15 protein-coding genes are annotated in these 19,548 nt (G+C 69.6%); 9 read left to right on the top strand and 6 right to left on the bottom strand.

From position 1 onward, the window contains the following. Window positions 1-83 precede the first annotated feature (83 nt). Window positions 84-857: an IclR family transcriptional regulator gene (locus tag AB0M73_RS36085; protein ID WP_363900677.1), complete on the bottom strand. Its 774-nt coding sequence runs from the start codon at window positions 855-857 to the stop codon at window positions 84-86. Window positions 858-962: 105 nt separating this feature from the next. On the opposite strand from AB0M73_RS36085, the gene AB0M73_RS36080 reads away from it, so the two are divergent. From AB0M73_RS36080 to AB0M73_RS36050, 7 genes are all read left to right on the top strand, one after another. Continuing rightward, window positions 963-1,280 carry a bifunctional 3-phenylpropionate/cinnamic acid dioxygenase ferredoxin subunit gene (locus AB0M73_RS36080; RefSeq protein ID WP_363900674.1) on the top strand — a complete coding sequence of 106 codons (318 nt, stop codon included), beginning with the start codon at window positions 963-965 and terminating at the stop codon, window positions 1,278-1,280. After that, window positions 1,280-2,437, top strand: coding sequence for an FAD-dependent oxidoreductase (locus AB0M73_RS36075; protein WP_363900671.1), 1,158 nt, complete (start codon window positions 1,280-1,282; stop codon window positions 2,435-2,437). Before AB0M73_RS36080 ends, AB0M73_RS36075 begins: the two co-directional genes overlap by 1 nt. A gap of 81 nt (window positions 2,438-2,518) precedes the next feature. Next, window positions 2,519-3,982: an aldehyde dehydrogenase family protein gene (locus tag AB0M73_RS36070; protein WP_363900668.1), complete on the top strand. Its 1,464-nt coding sequence runs from the start codon at window positions 2,519-2,521 to the stop codon at window positions 3,980-3,982. A 6-nt stretch (window positions 3,983-3,988) separates the two neighbouring features. Further along, on the top strand, window positions 3,989-5,626 hold the full coding sequence (gene betA, locus AB0M73_RS36065; protein ID WP_363900665.1) for a choline dehydrogenase: 1,638 nt from the start codon (window positions 3,989-3,991) through the stop codon (window positions 5,624-5,626). Further along, window positions 5,623-7,152 carry an amino acid permease gene (locus tag AB0M73_RS36060; RefSeq protein WP_363900662.1) on the top strand — a complete coding sequence of 510 codons (1,530 nt, stop codon included), beginning with the start codon at window positions 5,623-5,625 and terminating at the stop codon, window positions 7,150-7,152. The genes betA and AB0M73_RS36060 overlap by 4 nt, the downstream gene beginning before the upstream one ends. Further along, window positions 7,152-9,524 carry an FAD-dependent oxidoreductase gene (locus tag AB0M73_RS36055; protein ID WP_363900658.1) on the top strand — a complete coding sequence of 791 codons (2,373 nt, stop codon included), beginning with the start codon at window positions 7,152-7,154 and terminating at the stop codon, window positions 9,522-9,524. Before AB0M73_RS36060 ends, AB0M73_RS36055 begins: the two co-directional genes overlap by 1 nt. A gap of 16 nt (window positions 9,525-9,540) precedes the next feature. After that, window positions 9,541-10,644, top strand: a complete 1,104-nt coding sequence (locus AB0M73_RS36050) for an aromatic ring-hydroxylating dioxygenase subunit alpha (protein ID WP_363900655.1) — start codon at window positions 9,541-9,543, stop codon at window positions 10,642-10,644. Here the strand turns inward: AB0M73_RS36050 and AB0M73_RS36045 are convergent. Next, window positions 10,641-11,474: a helix-turn-helix transcriptional regulator gene (locus AB0M73_RS36045; RefSeq protein WP_363900652.1), complete on the bottom strand. Its 834-nt coding sequence runs from the start codon at window positions 11,472-11,474 to the stop codon at window positions 10,641-10,643. The genes AB0M73_RS36050 and AB0M73_RS36045 overlap by 4 nt on opposite strands. Window positions 11,475-11,570: 96 nt before the next feature. Here AB0M73_RS36045 and AB0M73_RS36040 point away from each other — a divergent pair, with 96 nt between their 5' ends. Then, window positions 11,571-12,998: an MFS transporter gene (locus tag AB0M73_RS36040; protein WP_363900649.1), complete on the top strand. Its 1,428-nt coding sequence runs from the start codon at window positions 11,571-11,573 to the stop codon at window positions 12,996-12,998. A 22-nt stretch (window positions 12,999-13,020) separates the two neighbouring features. Here the strand turns inward: AB0M73_RS36040 and AB0M73_RS36035 are convergent, their stop codons facing one another. The 4 genes from AB0M73_RS36035 to AB0M73_RS36020 all read right to left on the bottom strand — a co-directional run bounded on the left by AB0M73_RS36035 (window position 13,021) and on the right by AB0M73_RS36020 (window position 17,866). Then, window positions 13,021-14,487, bottom strand: coding sequence for an APC family permease (locus tag AB0M73_RS36035; protein WP_363900646.1), 1,467 nt, complete (start codon window positions 14,485-14,487; stop codon window positions 13,021-13,023). Then, a complete protein-coding gene (locus AB0M73_RS36030; RefSeq protein ID WP_363900643.1) occupies window positions 14,487-15,878 on the bottom strand; it encodes an aspartate aminotransferase family protein in 1,392 nt (463 codons plus the stop codon). Before AB0M73_RS36030 ends, AB0M73_RS36035 begins: the two co-directional genes overlap by 1 nt. Before the next feature lie 88 nt (window positions 15,879-15,966). Next, window positions 15,967-16,428 (bottom strand): Lrp/AsnC family transcriptional regulator, encoded by a 462-nt coding sequence (locus tag AB0M73_RS36025; RefSeq protein ID WP_043725333.1) that lies wholly within the window; start codon window positions 16,426-16,428, stop codon window positions 15,967-15,969. A 7-nt stretch (window positions 16,429-16,435) separates the two neighbouring features. Further along, a complete protein-coding gene (locus AB0M73_RS36020; RefSeq protein ID WP_363900638.1) occupies window positions 16,436-17,866 on the bottom strand; it encodes an APC family permease in 1,431 nt (476 codons plus the stop codon). Window positions 17,867-18,051: 185 nt separating this feature from the next. On the opposite strand from AB0M73_RS36020, the gene AB0M73_RS36015 reads away from it, so the two are divergent. Next, entirely contained in the window at window positions 18,052-19,482 is a 1,431-nt protein-coding gene (locus AB0M73_RS36015) for an aminobutyraldehyde dehydrogenase (protein WP_363900635.1), read from the top strand. Window positions 19,483-19,548 lie beyond the last annotated feature (66 nt).

Raw genomic sequence — 19,548 nt, 5'->3', positions numbered from 1 at the left:
CCTGGCTCCCGCCCTTATGCAGGGAAGGACGCCTTACCCTCGTTCAACGCGGGTAAGGCGTCCTTCCCTGCATAAGGGGGCCTCTAGCTGGTGTGGCCGATGCGGTGGCTGATCTCGCGGGCGGCCTCGGCGGCTAAGCGGGCGACCTCCGCGAAGCGGTCCGTCGTCAACCGGTACGACGGCCCGGAGACGCTCAACGCCGCGACCACATCCCCGTCCATGCCCCGGATGGGCGCCGCCACCGCGTTGAGACCGATCTCCAGCTCATCCGCCGTGCTGGCCCACCCGGCCGCCAGCGCCGCCTCCAGCTCGGACCGCAGCAGCCCGGCGTCGATGATCGTGCGAGGGGTGTACATGGTCAGCGGCCGGCCCAACAGCTCGTCGCGTACCGCTGAAGGCTGGTTGGCCAGCAGGATCTTGCCGCTGGACGTGGCGTGCAGGGGAGTGCGCTGCCCGACCCAGTTGATCGAGGACACGGTGGCGCTGCCGCGCACCTGGCTGACGTTGATGGCGTAGCCGCCGTCCAGGATCGCGACGTTGACGGTCTCGCCGACCTGGGCGGCCAGCCGCTCGCAGACAGGGCGGGCCTCGCGGGACAGGTCCATCTGCGCGGCGGTGGCCCCGGCCAGCCGGACGATGCCGAAGCCGAGCCGGTACTTGCCGCGGTCGCCGGCCTGCTGGACGAGCCCTCTGGAGTCGAGCACGGACACCAGCCGGAAGGCGGTGGACTTGTGCACCCCCAGCTCGGCGGCGAGCTCGGTGATGCCCATCTCGCCGTGCAGGGCCAGGAACTCCAGGACGGACACCGCGCGGTCGACCGACTGCACGAGTGCGGCCGACCCCTCGCTTGAAGCCATGCACGCACTGTAGTCGAGCGGATGGAGCCTTGACGGCGCATCGCCCGGTCCTCACTCTGTTGCGTGCAGCACGACAAGTTGTGCTATACGCAACCGGAGGCCGAAGTGATCACCGTGTGCAGAGTCGACGACCTGCCGCCGGGGGAGGCGGTCAGAGTCGACACGGTCGACCCGCCCATCGCCGTTTTCCGCACGGAGGACGGCGACTTCTATGCCGTCGACGACACCTGCACCCACCAGGACGCCTCGCTGGCCGACGGCTGGCTTGAGGGCTGCACGGTGGAGTGCCCGCTGCACGCCTCCTGCTTCGACCTGCGCACCGGCCAGCCCAGCGGCCCGCCGGCCACGAAGCCGATCCGCACCTACCCGGTGGTCGTCGAGGACGGCGTCATCCGGGTGGCCCACATCGAAGTGGCCTGCTGATGCGCACGGCGGCGGTGATCGGCGCCTCCCTGGCCGGCCTGTCCACGGCCCGTGCCCTGCGCCAGCAGGGTTTCGACGGCCGCCTGGTCATCGTGGGCGACGAGCCGCACCGGCCGTACGACCGGCCGCCGCTGTCCAAGGAGTTCCTCGCCGGCAAGAGCTCGGACATCGGCCTGCGCACGCCGGACGACGAGGCCCTGGACTTCGACTGGCGGCTGGGCGCGCGGGCGTTGAGCCTCAACCCGCACGACCGCTCCATCGAGCTGTCCAACGGCCAGACGCTGCGCTGCGACGGCGTCGTCATCGCGACCGGCGCCCGCGCCCGCTGGCTGCCGGGCACCGAGGGCGTCAACGGCGTCCACGTCCTGCGCACGCTGGACGACGCGATCCGCCTGCGTGCCGAGCTGGTGCCGGGCGTGAAACTGGTCGTGGTCGGGGCCGGCTTCATCGGTGCCGAAGTAGCGTCCACGGCCCGTTATCTCGGCGCGGACGTCACGGTCGTCGAGGCCGAGCCGCTGCCGCTGCTGCGCCAGCTCGGTCCCGAACTGGGCGCCGTCTGCGCCGGCCTGCACGGCGACCACGGCGTCCGCCTCATCACGAACGCCCAGGTCAAGCGCATCCTCGGGGCCAACCGGGTGCGCAGCGTGGAGCTGGCCGACGGCCGGCAGATCCCGGCCGAGGTGGTGGTCGTCGGCATCGGGGCGGCGCCGAACTTCGAGTGGCTCGCCGGCTCCGGCCTGCAGCTGGACAACGGCGTCGTCACGGACGCGGCCTGCGCGACCGGGTTGCCGGAGGTGGTGGCAGTCGGCGATGTCGCCGCCTCGTACAGCGTCCACCTGCACGACCGGCACCGCGCGGAGCACTGGACGAACGCGCTGGAGCAGCCGGTCACCGCGGCGGCAACCCTGCTGGGCGACCCGCGGCCCCACCTCTCCGCGCCGTATTTCTGGTCCGACCAGTACGGGGTGCGCATCCAGTTCATCGGTCACCGTTGGGAGGGCGACACCGTCCGGGTGATCGAGGGCGACACCGACCGCCGCAGCTTCCTCGCGGTCTACGAACGTGGTGATGTGCTGGTCGGGGTGCTCGGCATGAACCAGCCGAAGCTGTTCGCCCGGTGGCGACGGCAGCTGGCCCGGCCCGTGCTGGCCCCTTGACGGGACTCCGGCCGCAGTCGATGCTGTTGCGAACTCAGCGAGCCGTTGCGTAATCAGCAACAACCGTGATCGGGGGTCCCCGTGGCGGAACTGTTCATCGAAGGGCACTGGACGGCCGGGAGCGACACCCGGCCCGTGATCAACCCGTTCGACGGCAGCGTGGTCACGACAGTCGCCGAAGCCGACGCGAAGGACGCCTTGAGAGCGGTGGCCGCCGCGAGGGCCGCCTTCGATGCCGGCCCGTGGCCCCGCACGTCGGCGGCCGAGCGCGGCGCGCTGCTCAACGCCGTCGCCGACCTGCTGCTGCGCGACCGCGACGACATCGCCAGAACCGAGACCCTGGACACCGGCAAGACCCTCGGCGAGAGCATCGCCGACGTGGACGACGTGGTCCGGGTCTTCCGCTACTACGCCGACCTGGCCGACAAGCACCCCGGCCGGGTCGTCGACACCGGCATCCCCACCGCGCAGAGCCGGATCGTCTACGAGCCGGTCGGCGTGTGCGCGCTGATCACGCCGTGGAACTACCCGCTGCTGCAGGCGTCCTGGAAGGTCGCGCCCGCGCTGGCCGCCGGCAACACCATCGTGATCAAGCCGAGCGAGGTCACGCCGCTGACCACGATCGCCCTGGTCCGGCTGATCGAGGAGGCCGGCATCCCGGCCGGCGTGGTCAACCTCGTGCTGGGCGCGGGCGCCACCGTCGGCGCGGCACTGTCCGAAAGCGACGATGTCGACCTGGTGTCGTTCACCGGCGGCCTGGCCACCGGGCAGCGGATCATGGTCGCCGCCGCCGGCAACGTCAAGAAGGTCGCGCTGGAGTTGGGCGGCAAGAACCCCAACATCGTGTTCGCCGACGCCGACCTGGAGACCGCCAAGGACCAGGCGCTCAACGCCGTTTTCCTGCACGCCGGCCAGGTCTGCTCGGCCGGGGCCCGACTTCTGGTGCAGGACAGCGTGTACGACGAGTTCGTCGCGGAGATCGCGGCCCGCGCCGACCGCATCGTCATCGGCAACGGGTTCGACGACACCAGCCAGAGTGGCCCGCTGGTGTCGGCCGAGCACCGCGCCAAGATCGAGCGGTACGTGGCGTCCGCGATCGCCGAGGGCGCCAAGCTGCTGGCCGGCGGCCGTCGGCCCGAGGAACCCGAGTTGCGGCAAGGCTTCTTCTATCGGCCGACGGTGTTCGCGGACTGCCGCCGTGACATGACCGTCGTGCGCGAGGAGACGTTCGGCCCGATACTGACGGCCGAACGCTTCAGCACCGAGGAAGAAGCGATCGAGCTCGGCAACGACACGGACTACGGCCTGGCCGGCGCGGTGTGGACGCGCGACGCCGGCCGCGCGGCCCGGGTCGCCGGCGCGCTGCGCCACGGCACGATCTGGATCAACGACTACCACCCCTACCTGCCGCAGGCGGAATGGGGCGGCTTCAAGCGATCCGGCATCGGCCGCGAGCTCGGACCCACCGGTCTCGACGAGTACCGCGAGGCGAAACACGTCTACACCAACACCGATCCGAAACCACTCGGCCTGTTCCCGGGGTGATAGAGGATGTACGACTTCGTCGTGGTCGGCGGGGGTTCCGCCGGCAGCTGCCTGGCCAACCGCCTTTCCGTGGATCCCGCCATCAAGGTCCTTGTGCTGGAAGCCGGTCGGCCCGACTACATCTGGGATCCGCTGGTGCACATGCCGGCGGCGCTCACCATGCCGATCGGAAACCGCTTCTACGACTGGAAGTACGAGTCCGAGCCGGAGCCGCAGATGGGCGGCCGGCGGATCTACCACGCGCGCGGCAAGGTGCTCGGCGGCTCGTCCAGCATCAACGGCATGATCTTCCAGCGCGGCAACCCGCTCGACTACGAGCGGTGGGGCGCGGACGAAGGCATGAAGTCCTGGGACTACGCGCACTGCCTGCCGTACTTCAAGAAGATGGAGAACTGCCTGGCCGGCGCGGACTCCTACCGCGGCGGCGACGGCCCGCTGGTCCTGGAGCGCGGCCCGGCCGACAGCCCGCTGTTCAAGGCCTTCTTCGAGGCCGTGCAGGAGGCGGGCTACCCGCTCACCAAGGACGTCAACGGATACCAGCAGGAGGGCTTCGCCCCGTTCGACCGCAACCTGCACCGCGGTCGACGGCTCAGCGCCGCCCGCGCCTACATCCACCCGGTGCGCAAACGTCCTAACCTGACGGTCACGACCCGGGCCTACGCGACGCGGATCCTGTTCGAGGGCACCAAGGCCGTCGGCGTCGAGTACGTCCAAGGTGGACGGACGAAGCAGGTTCGGGCCGGCGAGGTCATCCTGAGCGGCGGCGCGATCAACTCGCCGCAGCTGCTTCAGCTGTCCGGCGTCGGCAATGCCGCCGAACTGTCCGAGTTGGGCATCGACGTGGTGCACGACCTTCCGGGCGTGGGGGAGAACCTCCAGGACCACCTGGAGGTGTACATCCAGTACGCCTGCACCAAACCGGTGTCGGTGGCGCCGTACATGAAGTGGTACCGCAAGCCGATGGTCGGACTGCAGTGGTTGTTCCGCAAGGGACCCGGAGCCACCAACCACTTCGAGGGCGGCGGCTTCGTCCGCAGCAACGACGAGGTGGCCTACCCCAACCTGATGTTCCACTTCCTGCCCATCGCCGTGCGCTACGACGGCTCGCTGCCGGCCGGCGACCACGGCTACCAGGTGCACGTCGGCCCGATGTACTCCGACGCCCGCGGCTCCGTGAAGATCACTTCCCGTGACCCGAGGGTGAAGCCGGCCCTGCGCTTCAACTACCTGTCCACCGACCAGGACCGCCGCGAATGGGTCGAGGCGGTCCGTGTCGCCCGCAACATCCTGACGCAGAAGGCTTTCGACACCTACAGCGGCGGGGAGATCTCGCCGGGGCCTACGGTGACGACCGACGAGGAGATCCTGGCCTGGGTGGCCAAGGACGGAGAGACGGCGCTGCACCCCTCGTGCACGTGCCGGATGGGGGTGGACGAGCAGTCCGTCGTGGACCCGGAAAGCCTGCGGGTGCACGGGGTCGACGGGCTGCGGGTCGTCGACGCGTCGGTGATGCGCTACGTCACCAACGGCAACATCTACGCGCCGACCATGATGATCGCGGAGAAGTCCGCGGACCTGATCCTCGGCCGGCAGCCCCTGCCGCCGACCGAGGTGCAGTTCTACCGCCACCGGGAGCAGTCATGAGTTCTGACGACGGCCATGGCCTCGCCGAATTGGGGTACAAGCAGGAGTTCGAGAGAACTCTGGGCAACTTCCACACCTTCGCCGCCGGCATCAGCTACATCTCCATCCTCACCGGCACGTTCCAGATGTTCTACTTCGGCTTCGCCGTCGGCGGCCCGGCCAACTGGTGGTCGTGGCCGATGGTGTTCGTCGGCCAGCTGATGATCGCGCTGTGCTTCGCCGAGCTGTCCGCCCGCTACCCGGTGGCCGGCTCGATCTACAACTGGTCCAAGCGACTGGGCAGCCAGCACGTGGCCTGGCTGGCCGGCTGGATGATGCTGGTGGCCTCGGTCGTCACCGTGGCCTCGGTGGCGCTGGCCTACCAGATCACGCTGCCGCAGATCGCCGACTTCTTCCAGATCGCCCCGGACAACGCCGTGAACGCGGTGATCCTGGGCTCGGTGCTGATCGTGTTCAGCACGGCGGTCAACGCCTGGAGCACCAAGCTGATGGCCCGCATCAACAGCGCCGGCGTGTTCATCGAGCTGATCGCCGCCGTGCTGCTGGTGGTGCTGCTCGCGGTCGAGGTCGTGCGCGGGCCGCAGATCGTGCTGGACACCGCCAACAAGGGCGACGGCATGACCTTCGGCTACTTCGGTGCCTTCCTGGTCGGCTCGCTGGCCTCGGCCTATGTCATGTACGGCTTCGACACCGCCAGCTCGCTCGGCGAGGAATCCGTGGACCCGCGCAAGAACGCGCCGCGGGCCATCCTCCGCGCGCTGATCGCCTCCTTCGTCATCGGCGGCCTGATCCTGCTGCTGGCGCTGATGGCGGTGCGCAACATCAACGCGCCCGAGCTGAGCACCATCGGCCTTCAGTACGTGGTGATCGACGTGCTGGGATCGGGGCTCGGCAAGGTGTTCCTGGTCGCCGTGGCGATCGCGATCACCGTGTGCATCCTGGCCGTGCACACCGCGGCCATCCGGATGACCTTCGCCATGGCGCGGGACAACAACCTGCCGGCCGGCGCCTGGCTGGCCAAGGTGCACGGCAAGCAGCGCACCCCGGTCCGCCCGGCCGTGCTGATCGGCATCATCGCGATCATCCTGCTGGTGGTCAACATCGGCCAGCCGCAGATCTTCCAGCTGGTCACCAGCATCGGCGTCGTGCTCATCTACGTGGCCTACCTGTTGGTGACGCTGCCGATGCTCATCGCCCGGCTGCGCGGCACCTGGCCCGGCAAGGACGCCCCGAGCAAGGGCTTCTCGTTGGGGCGCTGGGGTTTGCCGGTGAACATACTAGCCGTGCTGTGGGGCGCGGGCATGGCGATCAACCTGGGCTGGCCGCGCAGCGAGGTCTACAACCCGACACCGCCGTTCCACTGGTTCCTGCAATGGGGTGCGGTGTTGTTCGTGGGTCTGGTGGCGCTGGTCGGCTTCGGCTACTACTGGATCGTGTTGCGGCACAAGACCGGCGTCCTCGCCGACCATGCCGCTGAGGTGCCCAAGGGATCCAACGCAGCGGTGACGGCGGAGGAGGCTGTCTGATGCCGAAGGTCGTGATCATCGGGGCCGGTGTCGTCGGCTGCGCGTTGGCCGACGAGCTGACCGAGCGGGGCTGGACCGACGTGACCGTGTTGGACCAGGGGCCGCTGTTCGCCACCGGCGGCTCCAGCTCGCACGCGCCGGGCCTGGTGTTCCAGACGAATCCGTCCAGGACGATGGCCGAGTTCGCCACCTACACGGTGGAGAAGCTGGTCGGCCTGGGCGCGTTCAACCAGCTCGGCGGCCTCGAGATCGCGACCACCCCGGAACGTCACGCCGACCTGGCCCGCCGACACGGCTGGGCCACATCGTGGGGCATTCCGTCCTCGCTCATCGGTCCGGACGAGTGCCGGACGCTGGTTCCGTTGCTGGGCAAGGGTGTTCTCGGCGGTTTGCACACGCCGACCGACGGCCTGGCCAACGCCGTGCTGGCCTGCGAGAAGCAGGCCCGGCGCGCGATCGACCGCGGGGCGCTGTTCGTCGGCCGGCAGAAGGTCGTCGCCGTCGAGCAGGCCTCCGACCGGGTCACCGGCGTCCGCACCGAGACCGACACGTTCGCCGCGGACATTATCGTGTCCTGCGCCGGATTCTGGGGCCCGGCGGTCGGCGAGCTCGTCGGCCTGACCGTGCCGCTGACGCCGTTGGCCCACCAGTACGCCAAGACCACGCCCGTCGCCGGGCTCACCGGCAGGATGCCGATCCTGCGGCACCAGGACCGGGATCTGTACTACCGCGAGCACGGCGACCGGCTGGGCATCGGCTACTACGGCCACCGGCCGATGCCGGTCGACATCGCCGATCTGCCGACGGATCCGATGCCGTCCATGCTGGCCTTCACGCCCGAGGACTTCGCCGAGGCCTGGACCGCCTCGACGGAGTTGCTGCCCTCGCTGGGGAAGAGCTCAGTGGGCGAGGGCTTCAACGGCATCTTCTCCTTCACCCAGGACGGCGCCCCGCTGATGGGGGAGTCCCCGTCGCTGCGAGGGTTCTGGGTGGCCGAGGCCGTGTGGGTGACGCACTCCGCCGGCGTCGGCCGGGCCATGGCCGAGTGGCTGGTCGACGGTCAGCCGTCGACCGACGTGCACGAGTGCGACCTCAACCGTTTCGAGGAGCACCAGCTCGCCCCGTCCTACGTCCTTGAGCGCGGCCAGCAGAACTTCGTCGAGGTGTACGACATCCTGCATCCGTTGCAGCCCATGGAGTCGCCGCGTCCACTTCGGACCTCGCCGTTCCATGAGCGGCACCAGGAGCTCGGCGCCATGTTCCTGGAGGCCGCCGGCTGGGAGCGGCCGCACTGGTTCGAGGCGAACGAGTCCCTGATCTCCGGCTTCGACGTGCCCGAGCGGGACGACTGGTCGGCCCGCTACTGGTCGCCCATCGCCGCCGCCGAGGCCCGCGTCACCCGGGAACGCGTCGCCCTGTACGACATGACCCCCTTGAAGCGCCTCGAAGTCAGCGGCCCCGGCGCCCTGGACTTCCTGCAGGGCCTCACCACCAACAACCTGGCCAAGTCCGTCGGCTCGGTGACGTACACGCTGATGTTGGACGAGACCGGCGGCATTCGCAGCGATCTCACCGTCGCCCGCCTGGCTGCCGACCGCTTCCAGGTCGGCGCCAACGGCAATCTCGACCTGGACTGGATGCTCCGCCGCGCGCCGGGTGATGTGACCGTCCGGGACATCACCGCCGGCACCTGCTGCCTCGGCGTGTGGGGCCCGCTGGCCCGCGACCTCGTGCAACCGTTGGTGGACAAGGACTTCTCCCACAAGGCCTTCGGCTACTTCCGGGCCAAGCGGGCCTACCTCGGCGCCGTCCCCGTCACCGCCATGCGTCTGTCCTATGTGGGCGAACTCGGCTGGGAGCTCTACACCACCGCCGATCTGGGCCTCAAGCTGTGGGACACCCTGTGGTCGGCCGGGCGGGAGCACGGCGTCATCGCCGCCGGCCGCAGCGCGTTCAACAGCCTGCGTCTGGAGAAGGGCTATCGCGCCTGGGGCACCGACATGACGCCCGAGCATTCCCCCTCCGAGGCCGGCCTCGATTTCGCCGTCCGTATGGACAAGGGCGACTTCGTCGGCCGCAGGGCCCTCGAATCCCGGCCCGTGGCCCGCAAGCTGGCCTGCCTCACCGTCGACGACCCCGGGTCGGTCGTGCTGGGCAAGGAACCCGTGTGGTTCAACGGTTCCGCCGTCGGCTACGTGACCAGTGCCTCCTTCGGCTACGGCGTCGGCCGGACAGTCGTCTACGCCTGGCTGCCGCCCGCCGTGGCCGAGCCCGGCACGGCCGTGACGATCGAGTACTTCGGGGAGAAGATCCCGGCAACGGTGCGCACCGAGCCGCTGTTCGACCCCGAGATGGCCAGAATCCGACGGTGAGAAGGGGATTTGTTCCGTGACCGCCAGCCTCATCCCTACCCTGCCGGGCGCGTGCTACACCGATCCGGCCGTCTTCCGGCAGGAGCAGGAACGCGTCTTCGAGGCCATGTGGTTCTGCGCCATCCGGTCCTCGGACATCCCTTCCCCCGGCAGGTTCCGCACCGTCCAGATAGGACGCGAGTCCGTTCTGGTCTCCCGCGCCCGTGACAACTCCGTCAAGGCCTTCCTGAACATCTGCCGCCATCGCGGCGCCAAGCTCTGCCTGGACGAGGAGGGCGAGGTCAAGCGCGCCTTCCAGTGCCCCTACCACGCCTGGACCTACGGTCTCGACGGCAAGCTCATCGCCGCCCCCAACCTGACCAAGATGCCCGACATCGACCGTGTCGAGTACGGGCTGGTCACCGTGCACGTCCGTGAGTGGCTCGGCTACGTCTGGGTCTGCCTGGCCGACGAGCCCCCGTCATTCGACGAGGACGTCATCGGCGCCTGCACCGAGCGCCTCGGCGACGCCGGCGCCATCGACCACTACGACATTCCCAACCTGTCGGTCGGCCGGCGCATCGTCTACGACGTGCGGGCCAACTGGAAGCTCATCGTCGAGAACTTCATGGAGTGCTACCACTGCGCCACCATCCACCCCGAGCTCACCGAGGTCCTCCCCGAGTTCACCGAGGGCCTGGCCGCCCAGTACTACGTCGGCCACGGCGCCGAGTTCGGCACGCAGATCCAGGGCTTCACCGTCGACGGGAGCGAGGGCCTCGACCGCATTCCCACCGTGAGCGAGGACCAGGACCGCCGCTACTACGCCATCACCGTCAAGCCCCAGGTCTTCATCAACCTCGTGCCCGACCACGTCATCCTGCACCGCATGTTCCCGTTGGCCCCCGACCGCACCGTCGTCGAGTGCGACTGGCTGTACCTGCCGTCGGTCGTCGAGTCCGGCAAGGACGTCTCGCGGTCGGTCGAGCTGTTCCACCGCGTCAACGAGCAGGACTTCGAGGCCTGCGAACGCTGCCAGCCCGCCATGAGCTCCCGCGCCTACGCCAAGGGCGGCGTGCTCGTGCCCAGCGAGCACCACATCGGCGCCTTCCATGAGTGGCTGCTGGGCAGGTTGGCTTAGGCGGGCGCCGGCACGGACAGCAGTCCGGGCATCTTCTCGGCGGTCGCGGCGTCAGCCGGCACGCAGGTGAACAGCTTGACGCCCGGGGTGTCCAGCGCCGCGAGCCTCACGTAGTCCACGGTCAGTCGGCCGAGCCGGGGATGGTCGAAGCGGTGCCGCGCGGATCGGAATCCCTCGATGGCGTGCAGGTCCCACCATTCCCGGAACTCCGGGCTGACCCGCCGCAGCGCCGCCACCCGCTCCTCGACCCGCGGCTCGCCGGTCCGGCCGGCGATGTCGGCGCGGAACTGGGCCAGCAGCCCCTTGGCCTGCCCGCGCCAGTCGGTCAGCAGCTCGCGCATCGCCGGCTGGGTGAACACCAGCCAGATGAGGTTGCGCTCGAACTCGGCCAGCTCGGCGGGGTCGCCGATCAGCCCGACCTCGGCGTTGTTCCAGGCCAGCAGGTCCCAGCACTCGTCGAGCAGGTAGGCCGGATTCGGGTTGAGCGTGTCGATCAGCCGCTGCAGCGCGGGATCGGGCGGGATGACGGGCCGCTCGGCCGGCAGCGGCTCCCCGCCCAGGCTGAACAGGTGCTGCCGCTCGGCCGGACTCATCCGCAGCGCTCGGGCCAGGCTGTCCAGCACCTGGCGGCTCACCGTGATGTCCCGGGCCTGCTCCAACCACGTGTACCAGGTGACGCTGACGCCGGACAGCTGCGCCACTTCTTCCCGCCGCAGGCCCGGCGTACGGCGGCGCAGGCCGGGCACGATGCCCACGTCCAGCGGCGTGAGGCGGTCTCGTCGGGCGCGCAGGAACGAGGCCAGTTCCTGCCGCTGGGCCAGGTTGGCCATGTGCTCCCCCAAGCTGGTCGAGCTCGATCCTGGTGGTGTCACCACTAGCATAAGCAGCCTCTGTACCCGTTTCAGGGCAATCCGCATGCTCGTCTCATGTCGACATCTCAGACGGACGCGCTCGCCGTCCCGACGACGGAGGCCGCGACGGCACGATGGCGTGCTGTCGGGGTGGTCCTGATCGGCGCGTTCATGGCGATCCTGGACACCTTCATCGTGCTGGTGGCCGCCCCCGCCATCCAGGCCGACCTGCACACCGACGACGCCGAACTGCAGCTGGTCGTCGTGGCCTACCAGCTGGCCTACGCCGTTGCCCTGATCACCGGCGCCCGGCTGGGCGACCGGTACGGGCGCAAGCGCCTGTTCATGTCCGGCATGGCGTTGTTCACCGTGTCATCCGTGGTGTGTGCGATTGCGCCGACTACGGTGACGCTGATCGTCGCGCGCCTCGTGCAGGGCATCAGCGCAGCGCTGATGTTCCCTCAGGTCTTCGCGGTCATCCAGGTGCTGCTGCCGCCGACGCAACGGCACCGCGCCTTCAGCGCGCTCGGTGCGGTGATCGGTGTGTCCACCATTCTCGGCCAGCTGGTCGGCGGCCTGCTCATCGCCGCCAACCTGTTCGGCAGCGGCTGGCGTCCGGTGTTCTGGGTCAACGTGCCCATCGGCATCGCGACCCTGCTGCTCGCGGCCAAGCTGGTGCCGGAGTCGCGCTTGCCGCAGGGCCGCCGGCTCGACCTGCCAGGACTGGCGGCGCTGACCGTCGCGATGGTCCTGCTGATCGTGCCGGTCGTGCAGGGGCGGCAGCTGGGCTGGCCGCTGTGGACCTGGCTCAGCCTGGCCGTGAGCGTGCCGGCGTTTGCCGTCTTCGCGCTGGTCGAGCGCCGGGTCGAGGCGCCGTTGGTGTCGTTGCGGCTGTTCCGCGACCGGTCGTTCAGTGTGGGCATCCTGCTCGTCGTCGTCGCCTACGCCGGCGTCAACTCGTTCTTCCTCGTGCTGTCGCTGATGCTTCAGGACGGTCTGGGCCAGAGCGCCCTCGGCGCCGGGCTGTCCTACGCCCCGCTGGCGGTCGCCTTCTTCGTGACCAGCCTGCTCGCGGGGAAGCTCACTCCGCGCTACGGCCGGCGGGTGCTCGAGGCCGGCAGTGTGATTGCCGGCCTCGGCTTCGTCGTCACGATGGCGCTCGCGCTGACCGCGGGTCCGTCGCTGACCATCGGCCTGCTGATGCCCTCACTCGTGGTGGTCGGCATCGGCAACGGCCTGCTCCTGCCGCAGCTGCTCAACACCGTGCTGTCCCGCGTCGGGCCGAACGAGGTCGGCATGGCCTCCGGCGTGCTGTCCACCGGCCAGCAGGTCGGCGGCGCGGTCGGCGTCGCCGTGATCGGCGTGGTGTTCTTCTCCGCGCTGGGCGGCCCCGGCGGCCACGTCGCCTCGTACGGCTACGCACTCGGCGTCGCGGTCGGCCTCAACGTGCTGATCGCCGTCGTGGCCACTGTCCTGCTGTTGGCCCTGCCCAAGGCGGCCTGACCGACGCGGCGAGGTCCGACCGCTAGACCGCGGCGGGTTCCTCGCCGCGCTCCTGGGCGTCGTCGAGCACGATGCGACCCAGCAGGGCGTAGGTCGAGGGCCGGAATCGCCGCAGCGCCAAGGCGCCCGCGATGCCCAGCGCGAACAGGCCGCCGACGATCCAGGGAATGGCGTGGAACAACGGCGTCGACGCGGCCGCGCCGGCGGCGGCGCCGAGGTTGTCCACGAGCAGCCACACCACGGCGATCATGCCGATGCCGCCGAGCAGGGGAGCGAGGAACGTCCTGAACCAGTGGCGGGATTCCTTGTGGTTGCGCCAGAAGTAGCCGATCACCGCGAACGAGCAGAGCGTCTGCACGATCAGGATGGCCATGGTGCCGAGGATCGCCATCAGCGTGTACAGGCTCAGGTACGGGTTCTGGCCGGCCAGGCTGAACAGGGCGACGATGACCAAGGCGATCACGGTCTGGGTGAACGAGGCGACGTACGGCGAGCCGTGCCGGGAATGGGTCCGCCCGAGACGACGCCAGATCAGCCCTTCCCGTCCTATGGCGTACATGTACCGGGCCGCGCACTGGTGGAAAGCCATGCCGCAGGCGAACGAGCCGGTGATCAGCAGCCACTGGAACAGCAGCACCGCCCAGTGCCCGACGAACGTTTCCGTGGGACCGAAGAAGAATCCCAGCGGATCCGAAGCCGCCACCTGCACCGAACGGGCCAGGCCGTTGCCGGCGATGGCCATCCAGGACACGAAGACGTAGAAGATCCCCACCCCGACCACGGAGATCAGGGTGGCGCGGGGGATGGTCTTGCGGGGCTCTCGGGACTCCTCGCCGTACATGGCGGTGGACTCGAAGCCGACCCACGACCAGAAGGCGAAGAACAGCCCCAGACCGGCCGCGGGGCCGCCGAAGGTGTTGAGGGGATTGAGGGGGGACAGGGGGATCCCATCGGGTCCGCCCCCGCGCACGAGCACCGCGACAGCCATCAGGAACAGCATGCTGATCTCGCCGACGAGCATGACGCCGAGCAGCCGGGACGTGAGGTGGATGTCGAAGAAGGACAGGATCGCGGTGGCGGCCAGCATGATCGCGGCGAACAGCTGCCACGGCACGTGCACACCGAACTGGGCGAGCACGGTGCTCTGCGCGAAGTAGGCGAAGATGCCGACGATGGAGGCCTCGAACACGATGTAGGCCATCACCGCGAGCAGCCCGCTGGCCAGGCCGACGACCCGGCCGAGGCCCTGGGACACGAAGCCGTAGAAGGCGCCGGTGGCGGTGATGTGCTTGGTCATGGCCACGTAGCCGACGGAGAACACCGTCAGCACCACGGTGGCGAACAGGTAGCCCGCCGGGGCCCCGATTCCGTTGCCGAGACCGACGGCCACCGGCACGTTGCCGGTCATCGCGGTGATCGGGGCGGCCGTGGCGATCGCCACGAACACCACCCCGACCACGCCCACCGAGTTGGCGCGGAGGCGATCCATCAGAGCAGCTGCCACGCCTTCTCAAGGGACACGCGGAGGATCTGCTCCATCTCGTCGAAGTGGGACTGGTCGCAGATCAGCGGCGGCGACAGCTGCACCACCGGCTCGGCGCGGTCGTCGGCCCGGCAGTAGAGGCCGTTGTCGAACAGGGCGCTGGACAGGTAGCCGCGCAGCACCCGCTCCGACTCCTCGGTGGTGAAGGTCTGCTTGGTGGCCTTGTCCTTGACCAGTTCGATGCCGTAGAAGAAGCCGGCCCCGCGGACGTCGCCGACGATCGGCAGGTCCCGCAGCTTGTCCAAAGTGGACCGGAAGGCGGACTCGTTGTCCTGCACGTGCTGGTACAGGCCCTCGCCCTCCATCAGGTCGAGGTTGGCCATGGCCACGGCGCAGGACACCGGGTGGCCGCCGTAGGTGGAGCCGTGCATGAAGATGTTGGGGCCCCGCAGGAACGGCTCCATCAGCCGGTCGCTGGCCAGCACCGCGCCCAGCGGCGCGTAGCCGGAGGTCAGCCCCTTGGCCACGGTGATCATGTCGGGCTGGTAGCCGTAGCGGTTGGCCCCGAAGTCGTGGCCGAGGCGGCCGAAGGCGCAGATGACCTCGTCCGACACGAGTAGGACGTCGTGGGCATCGCAGATCTCGCGCACCCGCTGCCAGTACCCGGGCGGCGGCGGGAAGCAGCCGCCGGTGTTCTGCAACGGCTCCAGGAACACCGCGGCGACGGTGTCCGCGCCCTCCATGAGGATGGCCTGCTCGATCTGGTCGGCCGCCCACCGTCCGAACGCGACCAGGTCGTCGGCGTGCTCGGGCGCACGGTAGAAGTTGGTGTTGGGCACCTTGATCGCGCTGGGCACCAGCGGCTCGAAGTCGGCCTTGGCGCCGGGGATGCCGGTGATCGACAGCGCGCCCTGCGACGTGCCGTGGTAGGCCATCGAGCGGCTGATCACCTTGTGCTTGGTCGGCTTGCCGGTCAGCTTGAAGTACTGCTTGGCCAGTTTCCACGCGGTCTCGACGGACTCGCCGCCGCTGACCGTGAAGAACACGCGGTTCAGGTCGCCGGGCGCGCCCGCGGCCAGCCGCTCGGCCAGGTGCACCGCGGACGGGTGGGCGTGCGACCACAGCGGGAAGTAGGCCAGCTTGCGGGTCTGCTCGGCGGCGGCCTGGGCCAACTCCTCGCGGCCGTGCCCGACCTGAACGGCGAACAGGCCGGCCAGGCCGTCGAGGTAGCGCTTACCGTTGGTGTCGTAGATGTAGGCGCCCTCGCCGCGTTCGATCACGGGGATGTCCGTGTCCTCGAAGGCGGAGTGGCGGGCGAAGTGCAGCCACAGGTGGTCGCGGGCCGACGCGGACAGCGCGGCCGCGCCGGCGGGCCCGGGCTGGGCGGTGGCAGTCATGTCGTCCTCACCGATTTCGTCGTCCAACTGCTTCTCGACTACGTTTATCGCACATCGGTGAGGTTGATACAAGGGATTCCGTAGCCGCTTACCGGGTTCCCCACTGATATGACTGCTTGTGCAGTCGCAGGTAGGGCATGGTTTCCACGTCGCGCACGCCCTCGACCGTGCGGATCCGGTTGGACATCAGGTCCAGCAGGTCCGCGTCGTCCTCGCAGACCGCCTCGCACAGGATGTCGAAGCGGCCGGCGCAGACCACCACGTAGTCGATCTCCGGCATGGCGGCCAGCGCGTCCGCGACCGGCTCGATCGGGCCGCTCACCTTCAGCCCGAGCATCGCCTGCCGGAACAGTCCCACCTGCATGGGGTCGGTCACCGCGACGATCTGCATCACGCCCGACTGCACCAGCTTGGCGACCCGCTGCCGCACCGCCGCCTCCGACAGGCCCACGGCCTTGCCGATGCTCGCGTACGGCCGCCTGCCGTCCTCCTGGAGCTGTTCGATGATCAGTTTCGACGCCTCGTCGAGAGGCTCCGTGTTCCTGCGCACCGCCGCATCATCGCAGTTCCCCGCCGGTCGGCACGGCAGCGTCGACCGTGTCCGCCCCTACGGCCGCCCGCGCGAAGTAGGCCGAGCCCTTCCGCCACGCCATCAGCATCGGCACGATGCCCACCGCCAGCAGGCCCAGCCCGATCCCGTTGACCACGGCCGTGTTGGAGCCGATGGCCTGCACGAACATCCACAACAGGAACGCCGCGCCCACGCCCGGCCACAGGCCGATCAGCAGGAAGTTCCGCAGGTTCTTGAACAGCTCCGCGCGGTGCGAGACCACGACCGCGATGCCGGCCAGGCCGTAGTAGAAGGCGATCTGGAGGCCGATGGCGCTGATCGCGTCGGACAGGATCTCGCCGACCGTGCCGAGGAAGTTGGCCGCCACGAACAACAGCACCGACACCACGGCGACCACGATGGTGGCCAGCGTCGGCGTGCGCCAGCGCAGGTGGGTCCGGCCGAACGCGCGGGGCAGGGTGCCGTCGCGACCCATCGCGAACATCGTCCTGGTGACCTGGATCAACGTGGTCTCCAGGGTGGCGATGGTGGACAGCACGACCGCGATGGACAGGACCTTGCCGCCGGGGCCGGGCCAGATCGCCTGGCCGAGCAGGTCGAGCAGGTTGCCGCCGCTGCTGCCGATGGCGTCGGCCGACAGCAGCAGGTTGACCAGCACCGTGAAGCACAGGAACAGGCCGAACACGATAACGACGCCGACGATGCCGCCCAGGCCGGCGGCCCGGCGCGCGGACCGGGTCTCCTCGTTGAGGTTGGCCGACACGTCCCAGCCCCAGTAGTAGAAGGCGGCGACCAGCGCGGCCCCGGCGAAGCCGCCCATGCCGTCGAAGTGCGAGAAACCCAGCCAGGACCAGTCGAAGCTCTCCACGGCGATGGCCGGCGCGCGGAGGTAGCCCACGACCAGGAACACCACGAGGATGGCCACCTCGATGCCGGACATGATCCACTGGGCCCGGGCCGTCACCGTGACGCCGAGGTAGACCACCAGCGCCATGGCCCCGAACCAGACCGCGCCGACCACCGTGACCAGGGCCGTGTTCGAGGCCAGGTCCGGGTCGAACAGGGACAGCGTCAGCGCGCCGGCCGGGATCGCGCCGGCGACCATGAACAACGTCGCCGAGACGATCAGCGCCCAGCCCGACAGGTAGCCGAGCACGGGGTGCAGGGCGCGGCCGACCCAGGCGTAGCTGGCGCCGGCGTTGACCTCGCTGCGGCCGAGGTGGCTGAAGGCCCACGCGATGCCGAGCATCGGGATGCCGCACCAGAGGAGCGCCGCCGGGCTGCCCAGACCGGCCACCGCGACCAGGGCGGCGGTGCTGGCGCCGATCGAGTACGCGGGCGCGCTGCCCGCGACGGCCATCATGGCGGTGTCGGCCGCGCCGAGCACATTGGCTCGTAACGCGCGCTCCTCAGACATCGGGGCCTCCAGCAGGGATCGGCGGGTGACGGGGGCCACACCCGTGCGGTGTAGTGAAGGCGTTCCGGCCTGCGAAGTCAATGCCCGGGGCGACGGAAACAGCAACTTAATCGCGCGGTTGCAATCGATACCGTCGCGGAGGAGCATGGTTTACGACTAAATCCGTGTCTGGAAGGATCCGTTCGGTGGCCGAGAAAACCGTCTTCACCAACCTCGTCAACGGCGAGCGGATCGGCGCGGCCGACGGTCGCACCCTGGACGTCGTCGATCCGTCGACCGGGGACGTGTACGCGAGCTCCCCGCTGTCCGGGCCGGCCGACGTCGACGCCGCCTTCGCCGCGGCGGGCGCCGCCTTCGAGACCTGGCGCGACACCACCCCCGCGCAGCGGCAGCTGGCGCTGCTGAAGATCGCCGACGCCATCGAGGCCCGGGCCGACGAGTTCGTGCGCGTCGAGTCGGCCGACACCGGCAAGCCGCTGGCCCTCACGGCGTCCGAGGAACTTCCGCCCTGCGTGGACCAGTTCCGGTTCTTCGCGGGCGCCGCCCGGATGCTGGAGGGCCGGTCGGCGGGGGAGTACCTGGCCGGGCACACCTCGTACGTGCGCCGCGAGCCGGTCGGCGTGTGCGCGCAGGTCACGCCGTGGAACTACCCGCTGATGATGGCCGTGTGGAAGATCGCGCCGGCCCTGGCCGCCGGCAACACCGTCGTGCTCAAGCCGTCCGACACCACGCCGGCATCCACGACGCTGATGGCCGAGGTCGCCGCCGAGTTCCTGCCGCCGGGCGTGTTCAACGTGCTCTGCGGCGACCGGGACACCGGCCGTTCGCTGGTGTCGCACGACCGTCCGGACATGGTGTCGATCACCGGCTCGGTGCGGGCCGGCATGGAGGTCGCCTCGGCCGCCGCCGTCGACCTGAAGCGGACGCACCTGGAACTCGGCGGCAAGGCGCCGGTCCTGGTGTTCGCCGACGCCGACCTGGAGGCGGCCGCGGCCGGCATCGCCGCCGCCGGCTACTTCAACGCCGGGCAGGACTGCACCGCCGCCACCCGCGTGATCGTCGACGCTTCCGTGTACGAGGAGTTCGCGGCCCTGCTGGCCACCGAGGCGCGCTCGCGCCGCACCGGCGCGCCGACCGAGGACGTGACCTACGGGCCGGTGAACAACGCCGGCCAGCTGGCCCGGGTCGGCGGCTTCATCGACCGGCTGCCCGCGCACGCGTCGGTGCTGGCCGGCGGTTCCGTGGTGGGCGACCGTGGCTACTTCTACGCCCCCACAGTGGTTTCCGGGCTTCGGCAGGACGACGAGATCATCCAGAACGAGGTGTTCGGGCCGGTGATCACCGTGCAGTCCTTTGTGGACGAGGGCGAGGCGGTGGCCATGGCCAACGGCGTCAAGTACGGCCTGGCCTCCAGCGTCTGGACCCGCGACCACGGCCGGGCCATGCGGATGGCCAAGCGCCTCGACTTCGGCTGCGTGTGGATCAACACCCACATTCCCATCGTGTCGGAGATGCCCCACGGCGGCTTCAAGCACTCCGGCCACGGCAAGGACCTCTCCCTGTACAGCCTGGAGGACTACACCCGCATCAAGCACGTCATGTCCTCCCACAACTAACAACCCACCGCGAGTCCCGCTCTCGGGCAATCATGTGTTGAGTTCATGACTGCCCGAGAGCGGGAC

Source organism: Kutzneria sp. NPDC051319, from assembly GCF_040682195.1.
In the GTDB taxonomy this organism is placed as follows: Bacteria; Actinomycetota; Actinomycetes; order Mycobacteriales; family Pseudonocardiaceae; genus Kutzneria.
The sequence above is the reverse complement of the archived record's forward strand: the minus strand, read 5'-3'. Positions and strand labels throughout refer to the sequence as shown.